Origin of the sequence: Streptomyces sp. SAI-170 (genome assembly GCF_049739565.1) — a bacterium.
Lineage (GTDB): Bacteria > Actinomycetota > Actinomycetes > Streptomycetales > Streptomycetaceae > Streptomyces.
In genome coordinates this window covers 6224100-6241288 of the sequence record NZ_JBMGQD010000001.1, presented here as the reverse complement: position 1 = coordinate 6241288, position 17189 = coordinate 6224100, and the positions used below count along the sequence as shown (strand labels likewise).

Genomic DNA, 17189 nt, shown 5'->3' with positions numbered 1-17189 from the left:
ATCCCGGGCGCCCTTCACACCGAAAGAACCGGCCGTCAGGCCTTCTTCGCCGACTCGGACTCGGCCTCGGCATCGGCCTTGACCTCGGCCTCCGCCTCAGAGGTGTCGGCCTTGTCCTTCTCCTCGGCCTCGGACGCGTCGTCCTGCTCCACACCCTCGGCGTCCCCCTCCGGAGAAGCCGGCTGAGCCCCGGGCTCGACCACCGGCTCACGCCCGGGCCGCTTCTTCGCGGAGACCACGATGTAGAGCACGGCGAGCAGGAACACGAGCAGCGCGGTCCAGTTGTTCAGCCGCAGGCCGAGCACATGGTGGGCGTCGTCGACGCGCAGGTACTCGGTCCAGAAGCGCCCCGCGCAGTACGCGGCGACGTACAGGGCGAACGCCCGTCCATGGCCCAGCTTGAAGCGCCGGTCCGCCCAGATGACCAGCAGCGCGACGCCGATGCACCACAGGGACTCGTACAGGAACGTCGGGTGGTAGTAGCCCGGCACCCGGCCGTCCGTGGAGGACGTGATGTGCAGGGCCCAGGGCAGGTCGGTCTCGCGCCCGTACAGCTCCTGGTTGAACCAGTTGCCCCAGCGGCCGACGGCCTGCGCGAGCGCGATACCGGGTGCGACGGCGTCGGCGTAGGCGGGCAGCGGGATGCCACGGCGGCGGCAGCCGATCCACGCGCCGACGGCACCGAGCGCGATCGCGCCCCAGATGCCGAGCCCGCCCTCCCAGATCTTGAAGGCGTCCACCCAGTCACGGCCCTCGCTGAAGTACAGCTCGTAGTCCGTGATCACGTGGTAGAGGCGGCCGCCGATCAGGCCGAACGGCACTGCCCAGACCGCGATGTCGGCGACGGTGCCGGCCCGCCCGCCGCGGGCGATCCAGCGCCTGTTGCCGAGCCAGACGGCCAGGAAGACGCCGATGATGATGCAGAAGGCATAGCCGCGCAGCGGGACGGGACCGAGGTGCAGCACCCCGCGCGACGGGCTGGGAATGTAGGCAAGTTCCATGGCAAGGTCGACGCTACCGTGCCGGGCGGGCCCGACGGCGGGCGGCCCGGCTACGGCTCCATAACAGGCGCCGTTCAGCCTTGGGCCGCCTCCACCATCTGCTTGAGCTTGGCCGGGGTCATCGTCTGGTCCTGGTAGATGTTCTTGCCGTCGAGCAGGACCGTCGGCGTGCCGCCGAAGCCGCCGTTGCGGAAGGCGGCGGCGGACTTCTCGACCCAGCTGTCGTGCCGGCCGTCGTTCACACAGGTGCGGAACGCGGGCGTGTCCAGGCCGTCGACCTTGCCGGCCAGCTCGATGAGCTTGTCCTCCTTGGAGAACGCGTCGTCGGTCTCGGCGGGCTGGTTGTCGTAGAGCACGTCGTGGTACGGCGTGAACTTCCCGGCGTCCTGGGCGCAGGCCGCGGCGTTCGCCGCCTTGCGGGAGCCGCTGCCGCCCATGTTGCCGTCGATGATCGTGGCCAGGTGGTACTCCACCTTGAGCTTTCCGGCCTCGGTCAGCTCATGGATCGTCGGGCGGTACGCCGTCTCGAAGCCCTTGCAGGCCGGGCAGCGGAAGTCCTCCCAGATGGTGAGCGTCGACCTGGCGCTCTCCTTGCCGACGGGGAGGGCGAGGCCGTCCTTGCCCTGGGCTCCTGAAGGCGCCACGACCGGGCCCGCGCTGTCGCCGCCGTCGTCCTTGCCGGCGTTCGCCGCGACCACGCCGATCACGGCCGCGAGGCCCAGGACACAGACCACGCTCGCGCCCACGATCAGGGCGCGCCGTCGCTTCTCGGCGGCCTTGTGCTTCTCCCGCTCGGCCGCGAGCCGCTCCCGGGCCGTGCGCTTTCCGTCACGATTCTTCTCGCTCACACCCCGGAAACGAACCGGGGAGGCGCAGCGCGCCTCCCCGGTCCCAGGTCCACCCGTTCGAGTGACCGATTCTTCCGCGTCGTGCGGTTACGCCTGTCCGCGCACGCCCTTCGCGAGGTCGCCCGCGAGATCGCGTACGGCCTGCAGACCGGCCGCGGTGTCCGGGGCGTCCAGGATCCGCTTGACGAAGGCGGAGCCGACGATCACTCCGTCGGCGAAGCCGGCGACCTCGGCGGCCTGGGCCGCGTCGGAGACGCCGAGGCCGACGCAGACGGGCAGGTCGGTGCCGGTGGCGCGGGTGCGCTCCACCAGGTTCTCGGCCTGCGCGCCCACCGACTCGCGGGTGCCGGTGACGCCCATCAGGGAAGCGGCATAGACGAAGCCGCTGCCCGCCGCGGTGATCTCGCGCAGCCGCTCGTCCTTGCTGCTGGGCGCCACGACGAAGACCGTCGCGAGGCCGTGCTTCTCGGCGTGCTCCCTCCACAGCGCCGACTCCTGCACGGGCAGGTCGGGCAGGATGCAGCCCGCGCCGCCCGCCTCGGCCAGCTCGGCGGTGAACCGCTCGACGCCGTAGCGGTCGATGGGGTTCCAGTACGTCATGACGAGCACCGGCTTGCCGGTGGCCTCGTGGGCCTCCTTGACCGTGCGCATGACGTGGGCGATCTTGACGCCGCCGCGCAGGGCGATGTCGTCGGCGGTCTGGATGACGGGGCCGTCGAGGACGGGGTCGCTGTGCGGGAACCCCACCTCCATGACATCGGCGCCGCCGTCGAGGACGGCCTTGATCGCCTCGATGCCGCCGTCCACGGTCGGGAACCCGGCCGGGAGGTAGGCGATGAGCGCCGCGCGGCCCTCGGCCTTGGCACCGGCGAGGGTGTCGGTCAACAGCTGGATGTTCCCGCTCACTTGGCGTCCCCCTCGATCTCGGCGGTGTCGGCGGCGTCGGCCGCGACCTCGGCGTCGGTGTCGTACAGGCCGAAGTAGCGCGCGGCCGTGTCCATGTCCTTGTCGCCGCGGCCGGACAGGTTGACCACGATCAGCCCGTCCGGGCCCAGCTCCCGGCCGACCTCCAGGGCGCCGGCCAGCGCGTGGGCGCTCTCGATGGCCGGGATGATGCCCTCGGTGCGCGACAGCAGCCGCAGCGCCTGCATGGCCGCGTCGTCGGTGACCGCGCGGTACTCGGCGCGGCCGGTGTCCTTGAGGTAGGAGTGCTCCGGGCCGATGCCGGGGTAGTCCAGGCCGGCCGAGATCGAGTACGGCTCGGTGATCTGGCCCTCCTCGTCCTGCAGGACGTAGGAGCGCGAGCCGTGCAGGATGCCGGGCTCGCCCGCGGTGAGGGTCGCCGCGTGCTCGCCGGTCTCCACGCCGTGTCCGGCGGGCTCGCAGCCGATGAGGCGTACGTCGCTGTCGGGGATGAAGGCGTGGAACAGGCCGATGGCGTTGGAGCCGCCGCCGACGCAGGCGATGGCCGCGTCGGGGAGGCGGCCGGCCTGCTCCAGGAGCTGGCGGCGGGCCTCCACGCCGATGACGCGGTGGAAGTCGCGGACCATCGCCGGGAAGGGGTGCGGGCCCGCGACCGTGCCGAAGAGGTAGTGCGTGTGGTCGACGTTGGCGACCCAGTCGCGGAACGCCTCGTTGATGGCGTCCTTGAGGGTGCGGCTGCCGGACTTCACGGCGACGACCTCGGCGCCGAGCATGCGCATCCGGGCCACGTTCAGGGCCTGGCGCTGGGTGTCGATCTCGCCCATGTAGATCGTGCAGTCCAGGCCGAAGAGCGCGCAGGCCGTCGCCGTCGCCACGCCGTGCTGGCCGGCGCCGGTCTCGGCGATCACGCGGGTCTTGCCCATGCGCTTGGTGAGCAGGGCCTGGCCGAGCACGTTGTTGATCTTGTGCGAGCCGGTGTGGTTGAGGTCCTCGCGCTTGAGGAACACGCGGGCGCCACCGGCGTGTTCGGCGAACCGGGGCACCTCGGTGAGGGAGCTGGGCCGGCCGGTGTAATGCACCAGCAGGTCGTCGAGCTCGCGCGCGAACTCGGGGTCGTTCTTGGCCTTGTCGTACTCGACGGCGACCTCGTCGACCGCCGCGACGAGGGCCTCCGGGATGAACTTGCCGCCGAAGGCGCCGAAGTAGCCTTCGGCCGAGGGGACCTGGCCTTCGGGGTCAGGGATGAAGTAGTCGCTGGGCATGCTTGAGCCTCACGGTGAGTGTTTGTGGAAAAGACACTGTTCGCCGTGGGGGCGGAGGTTGTCAGTCGGCTGCGGGACCGTTGTGGCTGGTCGCGCAGTTCCCCGCGCCCCTGAAGCCACGCCATCGACGGCCGTTCACCTGCCCGGGTTCGTCACCGATGACATAACGCACCCGGCGACCGTGCACCCTGCGTGCCGGGGCACGGCAGCCTCGGGGGCGGCAGCCACGCGCCAGGCGGGCGTACCGGTCCACGGTCGTCACGGTGAGAGTCATCGGTGTCAGCCTAGCGGGTGATCAGCTCCGGCCGTGCCGCAAGGCCGGGTGTTCGCCCGCGGCCACCAGGTCGGCGACGGCGCCCTTGGGGTCCTTGCCGGTCACCAGGGACTCGCCGACCAGGACGGCGTCGGCGCCGGCGTTGGCGTAGGCGATGAGGTCGTGCGGGCCGCGGACGCCGGACTCGGCGATCTTGACGATGTGGTCGGGGATCTCCGGGGCGACCCGCTCGAAGGTGCCGCGGTCGACCTCCAGCGTCTTCAGGTTGCGCGCGTTGACGCCGATGATCTTGGCGCCCGCGTCCACCGCACGCTCGACCTCGTCCTCGTCGTGCACCTCGACGAGCGGGGTGAGACCGATGGAGACGGCCCGCTCGATCAGCGACTCCAGGGCCGACTGGTCGAGGGCGGCCACGATGAGGAGCGCCAGGTCGGCACCGTACGCACGGGCCTCCCACAGCTGGTACGAGGTGACGATGAAGTCCTTGCGCAGGACCGGGATGTCCACGCGCGCGCGGACGGCCTCCAGGTCGGCGAGCGAGCCGCCGAAGCGGCGCTGCTCGGTCAGGACGGAGATGACGGCCGCGCCGCCCGCCTCGTAGTCCGCGGCGAGTCCGGCCGGGTCGGCGATCGCGGCCAGCGCGCCCTTGGACGGGCTGGAGCGCTTGACCTCGCAGATCACCTTGACGCCGTCGCCGCGCAGGGCGGCCACGCCGTCCTTGGCAGCGGGAGCCTTCGCCGCGCGCTCCTTGAGCTCGTCGAGGCTGACGCGCGCCTGCCGCTCCGCGAGGTCGGCACGGACTCCGTCGATGATCTCGTCGAGCACACTCACGCGAGCGGCCCCCTTCCAGACGGTTGACAGTTCCTGCGACCAGGGGCAAAGCAATGGTCACTGCGATGGTATCCGGAGGAAGGCGAAGGCCCCGCATCCGGTTGACGGCGGTCCCACTACCTGGACATTCCGCCGTCGATCAAGGATGCAGCCAGCCACCGAAGGGAAGGTTCCGGACAACGGTGAAGACCAGCAACAAGGCCCCGATGGCCCACATGTGCGCCGGGCGCGGGTCGATGCGCAGCGGTCTGCCGCGGGCCGCGCGGACCACCCAGACGGTCCACAGCACGGCGAAGCCCAGATAGGCGACGACGGCCGGGGCGTTGGCCTGGAGGGCGGCCGGCAGATCGCCGTGCACGAACGCGTGCGCGCTGCGCAGTCCGCCGCAGCCGGGGCAGTACAGGCCGGTGAAGCGCAGCAGCGGGCAGACCGGGTAGTGGCCGGGTTCGTTGGGGTCGACCGCGCCGACGTAGGCGAAGGCCCCGGCGACGGCCGCGAGCACTCCGGTGGGCACGGCGAGCCGCAGCAGGGGCCTGTCCTGGGCGGTGCGGGCGGTGGGAGCCGGGGTCCGGCCGTCGGCGTTCACGCCTCGCATTGTGCCGCGCGGGAGCGACGGGGGCGCGCGGTGGGCGCCGTACGGGCACGGTCGCGCGGACACTCCGAAGGGGCGGCCCGGTGTCGGGCCGCCCCTTCGGAGTGCTGTTCAGCGAGCGTCGTCACGCGGCCGCGCGGGGGCGGCGTACGGGGCTCAGCTCTCCGCGGGCACCGGCTCGCGCGTGACGACGGGGGCCGTCACCGCGGGGGCCTTGGTCATGACCAGGGGCTCCGCCTTGGGGGCGCCCATGCCCATGGCGCGCATGACGAGGCCGACGACACCGCCGAGGACCACGACCGCCATGCCTCCCCAGAAACCGAGCGGGTTCGCCATCACCATGAAGGCGCCCGCCGCACAGAAACCGATGAAGGCGATGATGACACCCGTCCAGGCGGCCGGGGTGTGACCGTGACCGTGGCTGCTGTCCGCCATTGCTTGCTCCTCGTAGCTGTGTGCGTGTGTGAGCCTGACGCTCGTCGTCCATTGTCCTGTACGCGGGCGCGTGCGGGACGCGGGGGTGGCTTCCGACGGCGTCGGTTTCACCACATCGGGACCCGGCCTCTAGGCGCCCGTCGGGTCCTCGCCGCGGTCCAGGGCCTTCCACAGGTCCTCGGGCCGGTCGGGGTCCGTGGTCTGCCGGTCGCGGCGCGGCCGGGGGGCGCCGGTGCGCTCGTAGCGGCCGGACATGGCGGGCCACTGCCGGCCGTAGCGCAGGGCGAGGAGCCCGGCGAGCAGGATCAGCAGGCCGCCGACGGCGGCGACGTAGGGCCAGGCCGTATGGGTGAGCGAGCCGACCGTGGCGGAGGTGTCGCCGGAGACCTGGGCGGCCTGCTCGTCGAGCGCGGAGCTGTCGGAGGCGCCCGCCAGGGCCGCGGCGATCGTGCCGGCGCCGGAGAGCGCGAGCAGGGCGGCGACCAGCAGGCGGCCGGCCTTGCGGACGGCGAAGACGGCGACGAGTGCGGCCAGGCCCACTATGGCGAGGGCGGCGGGTACGCCGGTGACGTCGCTGCCCTTCGCGGTCAGCGGGAAGGCGCCGCCGGCCACCGTCGCGGTGCCCTCCGACCAGCGCTGCCGGGTGCCGAGCAGCACCACGGCCGCGCCGAGCGCCCCGAACAGCAGGGCGAGGGCGAGGCTGCGGCGTCCCGCGCGGGCGGGTCGTACGGCTTCGGTACGGGGGTGAGGAACAGCAGTCACGTACTCCACTATCGCCCGAACCCCGGGTGAACCGTCACCCGGGGCCGACGTGAGAAGCGCCCCACTTGCCCGGGCAAGGGCCCTACCGCCCGAGCCGGTTCGCGGTGTGCACCGCGCGCAGGACCGCCGCGGCCTTGTTGCGGCACTCCTGGTCCTCGGCGACCGGGTCGGAGTCGGCGACGACGCCGGCGCCGGCCTGGACGTACGCCGTGCCGTCGCGCAGCAGGGCCGTGCGGATGGCGATGGCGGTGTCGGAGTCGCCCGCGAAGTCGAGGTAGCCGACGCAGCCGCCGTACAGACCGCGCCGGGACGGCTCCAGTTCGTCGATGATCTGCATCGCGCGCGGCTTGGGCGCGCCGGAGAGCGTGCCGGCCGGGAAGCAGGCGGTGAGCACGTCGAAGGCGGTGCGGCCGGGGGCGACCTTGCCGGTGACCGTGGAGACGATGTGCATGACGTGGGAGTACCGCTCGATGGACATGAAGTCGACCACCTCCACCGAGCCCGGCTCGCAGACACGCCCCAGGTCGTTGCGCCCGAGGTCGACGAGCATCAGGTGCTCGGCGCGCTCCTTGGGGTCGGCGAGGAGTTCGTCGGCGAGGGCCTGGTCCTCCTGCGGGGTGGCCCCGCGGTGCCGGGTGCCGGCGATGGGGTGGAGCATGGCGTGGCCGTCCTCGACCTTGACGAGGGCCTCCGGGGAGGAGCCGACGACGTCGAAGCCCTCGAAGCGGAAGAGGTACATGTACGGCGAGGGGTTGGTGGCCCGCAGCACCCGGTACACGTCCAGCGCGCTCGCCGTGCACGGCGTCTCGAAGCGCTGGGAGGGCACGACCTGGAAGGCCTCGCCCGCGCGGATGCGCTCCTTGATGTCCTCGACGGCGTCCTGGAAGTCGGCGCCGCCCCACAGCGCGGTGTACTCGGGCAGCTCGGACGGCGGCAGCACGGCCGGCGGCTGGGCGACCGGGCGGGCGAGGTCGGCCTCCATCGCGTCCAGCCGGGCGACGGCGTCGGCGTGGGCCTCGTCGACTCCGGTGTCGAGGTCGTTGTGGTTGATCGCGTTGGCGATCAGCAGGACCGAGCCCTCCCAGTGGTCCATCACCGCGAGGTCGCTGGTGAGGAGCATGGTCAGCTCGGGCAGCTGCAGGTCGTCGCGCTCACCCGGGCCGATCTTCTCCAGGCGGCGCACGATGTCGTAGCCGAGGTAGCCGACCATGCCGCCGGTGAAGGGCGGCATGCCCTCCTGGTGGGGGGTGTGCAGCGCCTCGACGGTGGCGCGCAGGGCGGCGAGCGGGTCGCCGTCCGTGGGGACGCCGACGGGCGGCGTGCCGAGCCAGTGGGCCCGGCCGTCGCGGGCGGTGAGGGTCGCGGCGGAGCGGACGCCGACGAAGGAGTAGCGGGACCACGAACGGCCGTTCTCCGCGGACTCCAGCAGGAAGGTGCCGGGGCGCTCGGCGGCGAGCTTGCGGTAGAGCGCGACCGGGGTGTCGCCGTCGACGAGGAGCTTGCGGGTGACCGGGATGACGCGGCGGTCGACGGCCAGTTTGCGGAACGTCTCGAGGTCCATGGCGGCTGACCTTACTGATCTCCGGCTGTCACACCGGAATCCTTCAGCAGCACGTCGGCGTCGAAGCAGGTCCGGGCTCCGGTGTGGCAGGCGGCGCCCACCTGGTCGACCTTGACCAGCACGGTGTCGGCGTCGCAGTCCAGCGCCACGGACTTCACCCACTGGAAGTGGCCGGAGGTGTCGCCCTTGACCCAGTACTCCTGGCGGCTGCGGGACCAGTAGGTGCAGCGGCCGGTGGTGAGGGTGCGGTGCAGCGCCTCGTCGTCCATCCAGCCGAGCATGAGCACCTCTCCGGTGTCGTACTGCTGGGCGATCGCGGGCACGAGGCCGTCCGGGCTGCGCTTGAGGCGCGCGGCGATCTCGGGGTCCAGGTTGCTGGATGGAGGCGTGCTGCTCATGGGTGCCATTGTGCCGTGCACCACTGACAGTGACGGTGTGGTGTCCACTGGGCGGACCCTGTACGTGGTCGTAGGCTTGCTGCATGTCGACCTTCGCCAAGCGTGAACGGCTCCTCCTCGCCGATCTCTTGGAAACCGCCGGGCCCGACGAACCGACCCTCTGCGAGGGCTGGCGGACCCGCGACCTGGCCGCTCATGTGGTGGTGCGCGAGCGCCGGCCGGACGCCGCCGGGGGCCTGCTGATCAAGCAGCTCGCGCCGCGCCTGGACAAGGCGATGGAGGAGTTCACGGCCAAGCCGTACGAGGAGCTGATCCAGCTCATCCGGACCGGCCCGCCGCGCTTCTCGCCGTTCAACCTCAAGCAGCTCGACGAGGCGTCCAACACGATCGAGTTCTACGTCCACACCGAGGACGTACGCCGTGCGCAGCCGGACTGGTCGCCGCGCGAGCTGGACCCGGTCTTCCAGGACGCCCTGTGGTCCCGCCTGGAGCGCACCGCCCGCCTGATGGGCCGCGGCGCCCCCACCGGACTGGTCCTGCGCCGCCCCGACGGCCGGACGGTGGTCGCCCGCCGCGGCACACCCGTGGTGACGGTGACCGGCGAGCCGTCGGAGCTGCTGCTGTTCCTCTACGGCCGGCAGGACGCGGCCAAGGTGGACCTGGAGGGCGACGAGGCCGCGATCACCCAGCTGCACGAGGGCAAGCAGCTCGGCATCTGAGGGGCCTCAGCGGGGCAGTTCGGCGCGGCGCAGCGCCCGGCTGCCCAGGCCGTACGCGCCCGCGAGGCCGCACACCGCCGCGCTCACGGTGAACACCGGCGCGGGCCCCCACGCTCCGATCGCGGCACCGGTCAGCGGGAAGGTGAGCGGTGCGACGCCGAGGCTGAAGAAGCTGGACACAGAGGTCACCCGGCCGACGTAGGCCGGGTCGGCCTCGGCCTGGAGCAGCGCACCGCACAGCACACCGTTCAGCCCGGAGATCAGCCCGACGGAGAGGGCCACGGCGACGGCGACCGCGAGGTGCGGGGCGTACGCCAGCGCGGCGATGCAGGCGGCGCTCGCGACGCCGGACACGGACAGCACGAGCCCCGCGCGCGGGATGCGTCCCTTGGCGGTGAGCAGCAGCGAGGCGGCTCCCGCGCCGGTCCCGAAGCCGGCGAGCACCCAGCCGACGCCTCCGGCGCCCCAGCCGCGTTCGTCGGCGAGCAGGGCCAGGCCGACGTTGAGGGGACCGACGAAGCCGAGGTCGCTGAGCGCGATGACGACGATCAGTGGGCGCAGGACGGGGTGGCGGCGTATGTGCCGCAGCCCTTCGGTCAGGTCGCTCCACGCACTGCCACGCGCGTGTGTGGCGCCTTTCGACGCGTCTCCCGTCCGTACGGCCACCAGGAGCGGCAGCGCGGCCGCGAACAGCGCTCCGGCCAGTCCGAACGCGGCCGCGGGGCCGCCGAGCGCCACCCCGAGCCCGCCGAGCGGGGCGCCGACGACGTTGGCCAGCCGCACCACGAGGCCGCGCATGCCGTGCACCCGGGCCAGCTGGCCGCGTGAGGTGATCCGGGGCGGCAGGGCGCCCAGCGCGGGCATCATGACGGCGTCGACCGCCCCGAAGACCACGGCCAGCGCGACGAGCGGCCACAGCCCGGGGCTCCCCACCACCAGCAGCATCGCGACCGCGAGGACGACCGCGCAGCGCACGGCGGCGCTGCCGATCAGCACACTGCGGGGGCCCAGCCGATCGGCGACCACTCCCCCGCCCAGCATCAGCAGGGCCCGCGGCACGGCGCTGAGCGCGGTGACCAGACCGGCCTGGGCGGGGGTGCCGGCCTGCACGGCGGCCCAGGACAGGGCGAGGTAGTAGACGTTGTCGCCGACGGCCGAGGAGGCGTAGGCGCCGAGCCAGCGCAGGACATTGGGGTCTCGGTGGGCGGTGCGCTCCACGACGGGGGTCTCGGTCACGAGCATGGCGCCGACTCCTCAGGTCCGGAACGGGAAGGCGTACGTGTGCACGGCGACGTTCTCCCGGCCCTCGGTGGCGCCGGCGGCCTCGGCGGCCCGGCCGCGTTCCTCGTAGCTGCGGACGAGGGCGAGCATCTCTGTGGTCAGCTCGGCCAGTTCGTCCGACGTGAGCCGCAGGACCCCCTCGGAGGATTCGGCGACGCCGTTCCACTCCTGACTCCAGTGCGCGCGCTCGTCCAGCCACCGCCGGAACATGTCCGCGCGCTGCTCGAAGAACAGCCGGCTCGCCGCGTGTGCGCGGCCGCCTTCTCGGGGGCGTCACGGAAGTCCTCGTCCCGGATGCTGACCCCGTCCGAGGCGGGCTGCCACCAGCGCGCTGCCGGCCTCGGTCTCCTCGATCACCCCATGCGACGATGCCCCGCCGAGAGGCAGCAGGGTCGTGCGTCTGGGGGCAAACCCGAGAGCAGCTCCCTCACATCCGCCCAGCCGGGCAGCTGAACGGCCCGACCACGCAGTGGCCGGGCCGCCTCCAAAGCAGAGCCCGCCGCAGCGGACGCGCATGCCGATGACCCCGGCCAAGCTCAGCGCAGCGTCACCGCACCGGATGCCCCGCCCCCCGCAGCGCGTTCTTCACCTCGCCGATCCGCAGATCGCCGAAGTGGAACACCGACGCCGCCAGCACCGCGTCCGCGCCCGCGGCGACCGCCGGGGCGAAGTCGGCGAGCTTGCCGGCGCCGCCGGAGGCGATCACCGGGACGGTGACGTGCTTGCGGACGGCCTCGATCATCTCCAGGTCGTAGCCGTCCTTGGTGCCGTCGGCGTCCATCGAGTTGAGCAGGATCTCGCCCGCGCCCAGCTCGGCCGCCCGGTGGGCCCACTCGACCGCGTCGATGCCGGTGCCCTTGCGGCCGCCGTGGGTCGTCACCTCGAAGCCGCCCGACTCGGTGCGCCGCGCGTCCACCGACAGCACCAGCACCTGACGGCCGAAGCGCTCGGCGATCTCCCGGATCAGCTCCGGCCGGGCGATCGCCGCGGTGTTGACGCCCACCTTGTCGGCGCCCGCGCGCAGCAGCTTGTCCACGTCCTCGGCCGTGCGGACGCCGCCGCCGACCGTCAGCGGGATGAACACCTGCTCGGCGGTGCGGCGCACCACGTCGTACGTCGTCTCGCGGTCGCCCGACGAGGCGGTGATGTCCAGGAACGTCAGCTCGTCGGCGCCCTCGGCGTCGTACACCTTCGCCATCTCGACGGGGTCGCCCGCGTCGCGCAGGTTCTGGAAGTTGACGCCCTTGACGACCCGGCCGTTGTCCACGTCCAGGCAGGGGATGACTCGGACCGCCAGGGTCATGACTGCTCGGCTCCTCTGAATGCCTCTAGTTCCACTTCGACCAGGATGCGCGGGTCGACGAAGCCCTCCACGACCACCAGGGTCGTGACCGGCCGCACGGAGTCGAAGAACTCCTGGTGCGCCCGGCCGACCTCGTCGACGTCCCGCTGATGGGTCAGATACATCCGGGTCCTGATCACCGACTCGGGGCCCAGCCCGAACTCGGCGATCGCCTCCAGCGCGCTGGTGAACGCCACCTTCGCCTGCTCGTACGGGTCGCCCTCCCCGTACAGCACCGAGCCCTTGAAGGACGTCGTGCCGCCCACCAGCACCCGGTCGCCCGCCGCGACGGCGCGTGCGAAACCGAAGGACTCCTCCCAGGGACTTCCGCTCTGCACCCGCCGTACGCCGTCGGACGTCATGACGCCACAGCCTCCAGGGCCTCTTCCAGGGTGAACGCCTTCGCGTACAGCGCCTTTCCGACGATCGCGCCCTCGACACCGAGGGGCACCAGCTCGGAGATGGCCCGCAGGTCGGCCAGCGAGGACACGCCGCCGGACGCCACGACGGGGCGGTCGGTCGCCGCGCAGACGTTCCTCAGCAGCTCCAGGTTCGGGCCCTGCAGCGTGCCGTCCTTGGCGATGTCGGTGACCACATAGCGCGCGCAGCCCTCGTTGTTGAGGCGCTCCAGCGTCTCGTAGAGGTCGCCGCCGTCGCGGGTCCAGCCGCGGCCGCGCAGGGTCGTGCCGCGTACGTCGAGACCGACGGCGATCTTGTCGCCGTGCTCGGCGATGACCTTGGCGACCCACTCCGGGGTCTCCAGGGCGGCGGTGCCGAGGTTGACGCGGGTGCAGCCGGTGGCGAGCGCGGCGGCCAGGGAGGCGTCGTCGCGGATGCCGCCGGACAGCTCGACCTTGATGTCCATCGCCTTCGCGACCTCGGCGATCAGCTCACGGTTGTCGCCGGTGCCGAACGCGGCGTCCAGGTCGACCAGGTGCAGCCACTCGGCGCCGGAGCGCTGCCAGGCGAGGGCGGCCTCCAGCGGGGAGCCGTAGGACGTCTCGGTGCCGGACTCGCCGTGCACGAGGCGGACGGCCTGGCCGTCGCGGACGTCGACGGCGGGAAGGAGTTCGAGCTTGCTCACAGGGTTCCGATCCAGTTGGTGAGGAGCTGGGCTCCGGCGTCGCCGGACTTCTCGGGGTGGAACTGGGTGGCCCACAGGGCGCCGTTCTCCACGGCGGCCACGAAGGGCTTGCCGTAGGTCGTCCAGGTGACCTTGGGGGCTTCGATGCGCGGGTTGTGGATCTCCAGCGTCCAGTCGTGGACGGCGTAGGAGTGCACGAAGTAGTAGCGCGCGTCGGCGTCGAGCCCGGCGAACAGCTGCGTGTCCGAGGGCGCGTCCACGGTGTTCCAGCCCATGTGGGGGACGACCTCGGCCTGGAGCGGCTCGACCGAGCCGGGCCACTCGTCGAGGCCCTCGGTCTCCACGCCGTGCTCGATGCCGCGCGCGAAGAGGATCTGCATGCCGACGCAGATGCCCATCACCGGGCGTCCGCCGGACAGGCGCCGGTCGACGATCCAGTCGCCGCGCGCGTCCCTCAGGCCCTTCATGCAGGCGGCGAACGCGCCGACGCCCGGCACCAGCAGCCCGTCGGCGTTCATCGCCTTGTCGAAGTCACGGGTGATCTCGACGTCGGCGCCCACGCGCGCGAGGGCACGCTCGGCGGAACGGACGTTGCCGAAGCCGTAGTCGAAGACCACGACGCTCTTGGTGCTCAATTCCACACCTCCAGCCGCAGGATGCCCGCGGTGAGACACATCGCGGCACCGATGGACAGCAGCACGATCAGGCTCTTGGGCATCTCCTGCTTGATGAAGGAGTAGATGCCACCGAGCAGAAAAAGTCCGACGACGATCAGGACGGTGGACAGCCCGTTCACAGCGCGCCCTTCGTGGAGGGGAGGATGCCCGCCGCGCGCGGGTCACGCTCGGAGGCGTACCGCAGGGCCCGGGCCAGCGCCTTGAACTGGCACTCCACGATGTGGTGCGCGTTGCGCCCGTACGGCACGTGCACGTGCAGCGCGATCTGCGCCTGGGCCACGAAGGACTCCAGGATGTGCCGGGTCATGGTGGTGTCGTACTCGCCGATCATCGGCGCCATGTTCTCGGGCTCGGTGTGCACCAGGTACGGGCGGCCGGAGAGGTCCACGGTGACCTGGGCGAGGGACTCGTCCAGCGGGACCGTGCAGTTGCCGAAGCGGTAGATCCCCACCTTGTCGCCGAGGGCCTGCTTGAAGGCGGCGCCCAGCGCGAGGGCGGTGTCCTCGATGGTGTGGTGCGAGTCGATGTGCAGGTCGCCCTCGGTCTTCACGGTCAGGTCGAACAGACCGTGCCGGCCGAGCTGGTCGAGCATGTGGTCGTAGAAGCCGACACCCGTCGCCACGTCGACCCGGCCGGTGCCGTCGAGGTTTATCTCGACCAGGACCGAGGTCTCCTTGGTGACCCGCTCCACGCGTCCCACGCGGTTCATGCGCTCTGCTCCTTCTTCAGTTCACGGACCGCGTCGAGGAACGCGTCGTTCTCTTCCGGCGTCCCGGCGGTGACCCGCAGCCACCCCGGTACGCCGTTGTCCCGGACCAGGACACCCCGGTCGAGGATCTGCTGCCAGGCGACGTGGGCGTCGGCGAAGCGCCCGAACTGGACGAAGTTGGCGTCCGAGGCGGTCACCTCGAAGCCGATCGCCCTGAGCTCGGACACCAGCCGGTCCCGCTCGGCCTTCAGCTGCTCGACGTACCCGAGCAGCGTGTCGGTGTGCTCCAGCGCCGCCAGCGCGGTCGCCTGCGTGACGGCCGACAGGTGGTACGGCAGCCGTACGAGCTGTACGGCGTCCACGACGGCCGGGTGCGCGGCGAGATAGCCGAGCCTGAGGCCCGCCGCGCCGAACGCCTTCGACATCGTGCGGGAGACGACCAGGTTCGGCCGGCCCTCCAGCAGCGGCAGCAGCGAGTCGCCGTGGCTGAACTCGATGTACGCCTCGTCCACGACCACCATCGACGGCTTGGCCGCCTGCGCGGCCTCGTACAGCGCGAGGACCGTCTCGGGCGGGACCGCGTTGCCGGTGGGGTTGTTGGGGGTCGTCACGAACACGACGTCGGGCCGGTGCTCGGCGATGGCCTGCTGGGCCGCCGTGAGGTCGATCGTGAAGTCCTCGCCCCGTGGGCCGGAGATCCAGCCGGTGCCCGTGCCGCGCGCGATCAGGCCGTGCATCGAGTACGACGGCTCGAAGCCGATGGCCGTACGGCCCGGTCCGCCGAAGGTCTGCAGCAGCTGCTGGATGACCTCGTTGGAGCCGTTCGCGGCCCAGACGTTGGCCAGGCCCACCTCGTGGCCGGACGTCTTCGTCAGGTACTCGGCGAGCTTGGTGCGCAGCTCGACCGCGTCCCGGTCCGGGTAGCGGTTGAGGTCGCGGGCCGCCTCACGGACCCGCTCGGCGATCCGCTCGACCAGCGGCTCGGGCAGCGGGTAGGGGTTCTCGTTGGTGTTCAGCCGTACGGGGACGTCCAGCTGGGGCGCGCCGTAGGGGGACTTGCCGCGCAGCTCGTCCCGTACGGGGAGATCGTCGATACCGAAAGTCACTTACCGGGCACCTTCCAACCGAACCTCGCCTTGATCGCCGCCCCGTGGGCCGGCAGGTCCTCCGCCTCCGCCAGCGTCACCACGTGGTGCGCGACCTCGGCCAGCGCGTCCCGCGTGTAGTCGACGATGTGGATGCCGCGCAGGAAGGACTGGACGGACAGGCCGGAGGAGTGGCAGGCGCAGCCGCCGGTGGGCAGCACGTGGTTGGACCCGGCGGCGTAGTCGCCGAGGGACACCGGCGCCCAGGGGCCGATGAAGATCGCGCCGGCGTTGCGGACCCGGTCGGCCAGGGCGGCCGCGTCGGCCGTCTGGATCTCCAGGTGCTCGGCGCCGTACGCGTCGACGACCCGCAGGCCCTCCTCGACGCCGTCGACGAGGACGATCGCGGACTGCTTGCCGTTCAGGGCGGGGACGATCCGGTCGTCGATGTGCTTGCTGGCCGCGACCTGCGTCTGCAACTCCTTCTCGACCGCCTCCGCGAGGTCCACGGAGTCGGTGACCAGGACGGCCGCCGCGAGCGGGTCGTGCTCGGCCTGGCTGATCAGGTCGGAGGCGACGTGCACCGGGTCGGCCGTGGAGTCCGCGAGGACCGCGATCTCGGTCGGGCCGGCCTCGGCGTCGATGCCGATCTTGCCGGTGAAGTAGCGCTTGGCGGCGGCGACCCAGATGTTGCCGGGGCCGGTGACCATGTTGGTGGGCGGGCAGGACTCGGTGCCGTACGCGAACATCGCGACGGCGGTCGCGCCACCGGCGGCGTACACCTCGTCGACGCCCAGCAGCGCGCACGCGGCGAGGATCGTCGGGTGCGGCAGGCCGCCGAACTCGGCCTGGGCGGGCGAGGCGAGCGCGATGGACTCGACTCCGGCCTCCTGCGCCGGGACCACGTTCATGATCACGGACGAGGGATACACGGACCGGCCGCCGGGGGCGTACAGCCCGACGCGGTCGACCGGCACCCACTTCTCGGTGACCGAGCCGCCGGGCACGACCTGGGTGGTGTGGGTGGAGCGGCGCTGGGCGCGGTGGACGAGCCGGGCGCGGCGGATGGACTCCTCCAGGGCCGCGCGCACGGCCGGGTCCAGCTCGTCGAGGGCCTTGGTGAGGGCCTCGGCGGGGACGCGCACCTGCTCGAGCCTGACTCCGTCGAACTTCTCCGCGAAGTCGATCAGCGCCGCGTCGCCACGATGATGCACGGCCTCGCAGATCGGACGCACCTTCTCGAGGGCGGCCGAGACGTCGAAGTCGGCTCGGGGCAGCAGGTCGCGCAGGGCGGGGCCCTCGGGGAGGGCGTCGCCGCGCAGATCGATTCGGGAGATCACGGTCCCATTCTCCCAGACCGTCGTCCCACGCCGTCCGCGCGTATCAATGGCTGATACAGACCCT

The 17189-nt window shown here is 72.0% G+C and carries 21 protein-coding genes and 1 pseudogene; 1 reads left to right on the top strand and 21 read right to left on the bottom strand.

The features are described 5' to 3' along the window. Positions 1–35: 35 nt before the first annotated feature. The 11 genes from lgt to hisI form a co-directional block, all read right to left on the bottom strand. Positions 36–1001, bottom strand: coding sequence for a prolipoprotein diacylglyceryl transferase (gene lgt / locus RKD23_RS28070; RefSeq protein ID WP_424856214.1), 966 nt, complete (start codon positions 999–1001; stop codon positions 36–38). 74 nt (positions 1002–1075) lie between these two features. Further along, positions 1076–1849, bottom strand: a complete 774-nt coding sequence (locus RKD23_RS28065; protein WP_424856213.1) for a DsbA family protein — start codon at positions 1847–1849, stop codon at positions 1076–1078. 87 nt (positions 1850–1936) lie between these two features. Then, positions 1937–2755 (bottom strand): tryptophan synthase subunit alpha, encoded by an 819-nt coding sequence (gene trpA, locus RKD23_RS28060; RefSeq protein WP_424856212.1) that lies wholly within the window; start codon positions 2753–2755, stop codon positions 1937–1939. After that, the gene (trpB, locus tag RKD23_RS28055; RefSeq protein WP_424856211.1) at positions 2752–4035 is read right to left on the bottom strand and encodes a tryptophan synthase subunit beta; all 1284 of its coding nucleotides are present in this window, start codon (positions 4033–4035) and stop codon (positions 2752–2754) included. The genes trpA and trpB overlap by 4 nt, the downstream gene beginning before the upstream one ends. Before the next feature lie 61 nt (positions 4036–4096). Continuing rightward, positions 4097–4309, bottom strand: coding sequence for a tryptophan biosynthesis modulator TrpM (trpM, locus tag RKD23_RS28050; RefSeq protein WP_424856210.1), 213 nt, complete (start codon positions 4307–4309; stop codon positions 4097–4099). A gap of 21 nt (positions 4310–4330) precedes the next feature. Further along, complete coding sequence (gene trpC / locus RKD23_RS28045; protein WP_424856209.1) at positions 4331–5140, bottom strand: indole-3-glycerol phosphate synthase TrpC; 810 nt, start codon at positions 5138–5140, stop codon at positions 4331–4333. A gap of 139 nt (positions 5141–5279) precedes the next feature. After that, positions 5280–5735: a DUF2752 domain-containing protein gene (locus RKD23_RS28040; RefSeq protein WP_424856208.1), complete on the bottom strand. Its 456-nt coding sequence runs from the start codon at positions 5733–5735 to the stop codon at positions 5280–5282. 153 nt (positions 5736–5888) lie between these two features. After that, positions 5889–6167, bottom strand: a complete 279-nt coding sequence (locus RKD23_RS28035; RefSeq protein ID WP_404034304.1) for an HGxxPAAW family protein — start codon at positions 6165–6167, stop codon at positions 5889–5891. Positions 6168–6296: 129 nt separating this feature from the next. Then, the gene (locus tag RKD23_RS28030) at positions 6297–6938 is read right to left on the bottom strand and encodes a TIGR02234 family membrane protein (protein WP_424856207.1); all 642 of its coding nucleotides are present in this window, start codon (positions 6936–6938) and stop codon (positions 6297–6299) included. 73 nt (positions 6939–7011) lie between these two features. Then, positions 7012–8490 (bottom strand): anthranilate synthase component I, encoded by a 1479-nt coding sequence (locus RKD23_RS28025; protein WP_424856206.1) that lies wholly within the window; start codon positions 8488–8490, stop codon positions 7012–7014. 11 nt (positions 8491–8501) lie between these two features. Further along, positions 8502–8888 carry a phosphoribosyl-AMP cyclohydrolase gene (hisI, locus tag RKD23_RS28020; protein WP_424856205.1) on the bottom strand — a complete coding sequence of 129 codons (387 nt, stop codon included), beginning with the start codon at positions 8886–8888 and terminating at the stop codon, positions 8502–8504. A gap of 83 nt (positions 8889–8971) precedes the next feature. Here hisI and RKD23_RS28015 point away from each other — a divergent pair, with 83 nt between their 5' ends. Continuing rightward, positions 8972–9607 carry a TIGR03085 family metal-binding protein gene (locus tag RKD23_RS28015; RefSeq protein ID WP_424856204.1) on the top strand — a complete coding sequence of 212 codons (636 nt, stop codon included), beginning with the start codon at positions 8972–8974 and terminating at the stop codon, positions 9605–9607. Positions 9608–9613: 6 nt separating this feature from the next. Here RKD23_RS28015 and RKD23_RS28010 read toward each other — a convergent pair whose 3' ends face one another. The 10 genes and pseudogenes from RKD23_RS28010 to hisD form a co-directional block, all read right to left on the bottom strand. Beyond that, on the bottom strand, positions 9614–10849 hold the full coding sequence (locus RKD23_RS28010) for an MFS transporter (protein ID WP_424856203.1): 1236 nt from the start codon (positions 10847–10849) through the stop codon (positions 9614–9616). A gap of 12 nt (positions 10850–10861) precedes the next feature. Continuing rightward, positions 10862–11404, bottom strand: a pseudogene (locus RKD23_RS28005) (transcriptional regulator). A gap of 31 nt (positions 11405–11435) precedes the next feature. Beyond that, a complete protein-coding gene (gene hisF / locus RKD23_RS28000; RefSeq protein WP_424856201.1) occupies positions 11436–12191 on the bottom strand; it encodes an imidazole glycerol phosphate synthase subunit HisF in 756 nt (251 codons plus the stop codon). Further along, the gene (locus RKD23_RS27995; protein ID WP_424856200.1) at positions 12188–12592 is read right to left on the bottom strand and encodes a RidA family protein; all 405 of its coding nucleotides are present in this window, start codon (positions 12590–12592) and stop codon (positions 12188–12190) included. The genes hisF and RKD23_RS27995 overlap by 4 nt, the downstream gene beginning before the upstream one ends. Continuing rightward, on the bottom strand, positions 12589–13314 hold the full coding sequence (gene priA, locus RKD23_RS27990) for a bifunctional 1-(5-phosphoribosyl)-5-((5-phosphoribosylamino)methylideneamino)imidazole-4-carboxamide isomerase/phosphoribosylanthranilate isomerase PriA (RefSeq protein ID WP_424856199.1): 726 nt from the start codon (positions 13312–13314) through the stop codon (positions 12589–12591). Before priA ends, RKD23_RS27995 begins: the two co-directional genes overlap by 4 nt. After that, positions 13311–13955: an imidazole glycerol phosphate synthase subunit HisH gene (hisH, locus tag RKD23_RS27985; protein WP_424856198.1), complete on the bottom strand. Its 645-nt coding sequence runs from the start codon at positions 13953–13955 to the stop codon at positions 13311–13313. The genes priA and hisH overlap by 4 nt, the downstream gene beginning before the upstream one ends. After that, positions 13946–14110: a hypothetical protein gene (locus RKD23_RS27980; RefSeq protein WP_424856197.1), complete on the bottom strand. Its 165-nt coding sequence runs from the start codon at positions 14108–14110 to the stop codon at positions 13946–13948. The genes hisH and RKD23_RS27980 overlap by 10 nt, the downstream gene beginning before the upstream one ends. After that, the gene (gene hisB / locus RKD23_RS27975; RefSeq protein ID WP_356691850.1) at positions 14107–14700 is read right to left on the bottom strand and encodes an imidazoleglycerol-phosphate dehydratase HisB; all 594 of its coding nucleotides are present in this window, start codon (positions 14698–14700) and stop codon (positions 14107–14109) included. The genes RKD23_RS27980 and hisB overlap by 4 nt, the downstream gene beginning before the upstream one ends. Then, positions 14697–15806: a histidinol-phosphate transaminase gene (locus RKD23_RS27970; RefSeq protein WP_424856196.1), complete on the bottom strand. Its 1110-nt coding sequence runs from the start codon at positions 15804–15806 to the stop codon at positions 14697–14699. The genes hisB and RKD23_RS27970 overlap by 4 nt, the downstream gene beginning before the upstream one ends. Next, positions 15803–17125 (bottom strand): histidinol dehydrogenase, encoded by a 1323-nt coding sequence (hisD, locus tag RKD23_RS27965; protein ID WP_424856195.1) that lies wholly within the window; start codon positions 17123–17125, stop codon positions 15803–15805. Before hisD ends, RKD23_RS27970 begins: the two co-directional genes overlap by 4 nt. Positions 17126–17189 lie beyond the last annotated feature (64 nt).

Bases quoted from the DNA above. Each gene is read 5' to 3' on its own strand.
- RKD23_RS28040 (WP_424856208.1), bottom strand. From the start codon at position 5,735: ATGCGAGGCGTGAACGCCGACGGCCGGACCCCGGCTCCCACCGCCCGC.
- RKD23_RS27995 (WP_424856200.1), bottom strand. From the start codon at position 12,592: ATGACGTCCGACGGCGTACGGCGGGTGCAGAGCGGAAGTCCCTGGGAG.
- hisB (WP_356691850.1), bottom strand. From the start codon at position 14,700: ATGAACCGCGTGGGACGCGTGGAGCGGGTCACCAAGGAGACCTCGGTC.
- lgt (WP_424856214.1), bottom strand. From the start codon at position 1,001: ATGGAACTTGCCTACATTCCCAGCCCGTCGCGCGGGGTGCTGCACCTC.
- RKD23_RS28035 (WP_404034304.1), bottom strand. From the start codon at position 6,167: ATGGCGGACAGCAGCCACGGTCACGGTCACACCCCGGCCGCCTGGACG.
- RKD23_RS28015 (WP_424856204.1), top strand. From the start codon at position 8,972: ATGTCGACCTTCGCCAAGCGTGAACGGCTCCTCCTCGCCGATCTCTTG.
- hisI (WP_424856205.1), bottom strand. From the start codon at position 8,888: ATGAGCAGCACGCCTCCATCCAGCAACCTGGACCCCGAGATCGCCGCG.
- trpB (WP_424856211.1), bottom strand. From the start codon at position 4,035: ATGCCCAGCGACTACTTCATCCCTGACCCCGAAGGCCAGGTCCCCTCG.
- hisF (WP_424856201.1), bottom strand. From the start codon at position 12,191: ATGACCCTGGCGGTCCGAGTCATCCCCTGCCTGGACGTGGACAACGGC.
- RKD23_RS28025 (WP_424856206.1), bottom strand. From the start codon at position 8,490: ATGGACCTCGAGACGTTCCGCAAACTGGCCGTCGACCGCCGCGTCATC.
- RKD23_RS28010 (WP_424856203.1), bottom strand. From the start codon at position 10,849: ATGCTCGTGACCGAGACCCCCGTCGTGGAGCGCACCGCCCACCGAGAC.
- trpM (WP_424856210.1), bottom strand. From the start codon at position 4,309: ATGACTCTCACCGTGACGACCGTGGACCGGTACGCCCGCCTGGCGCGT.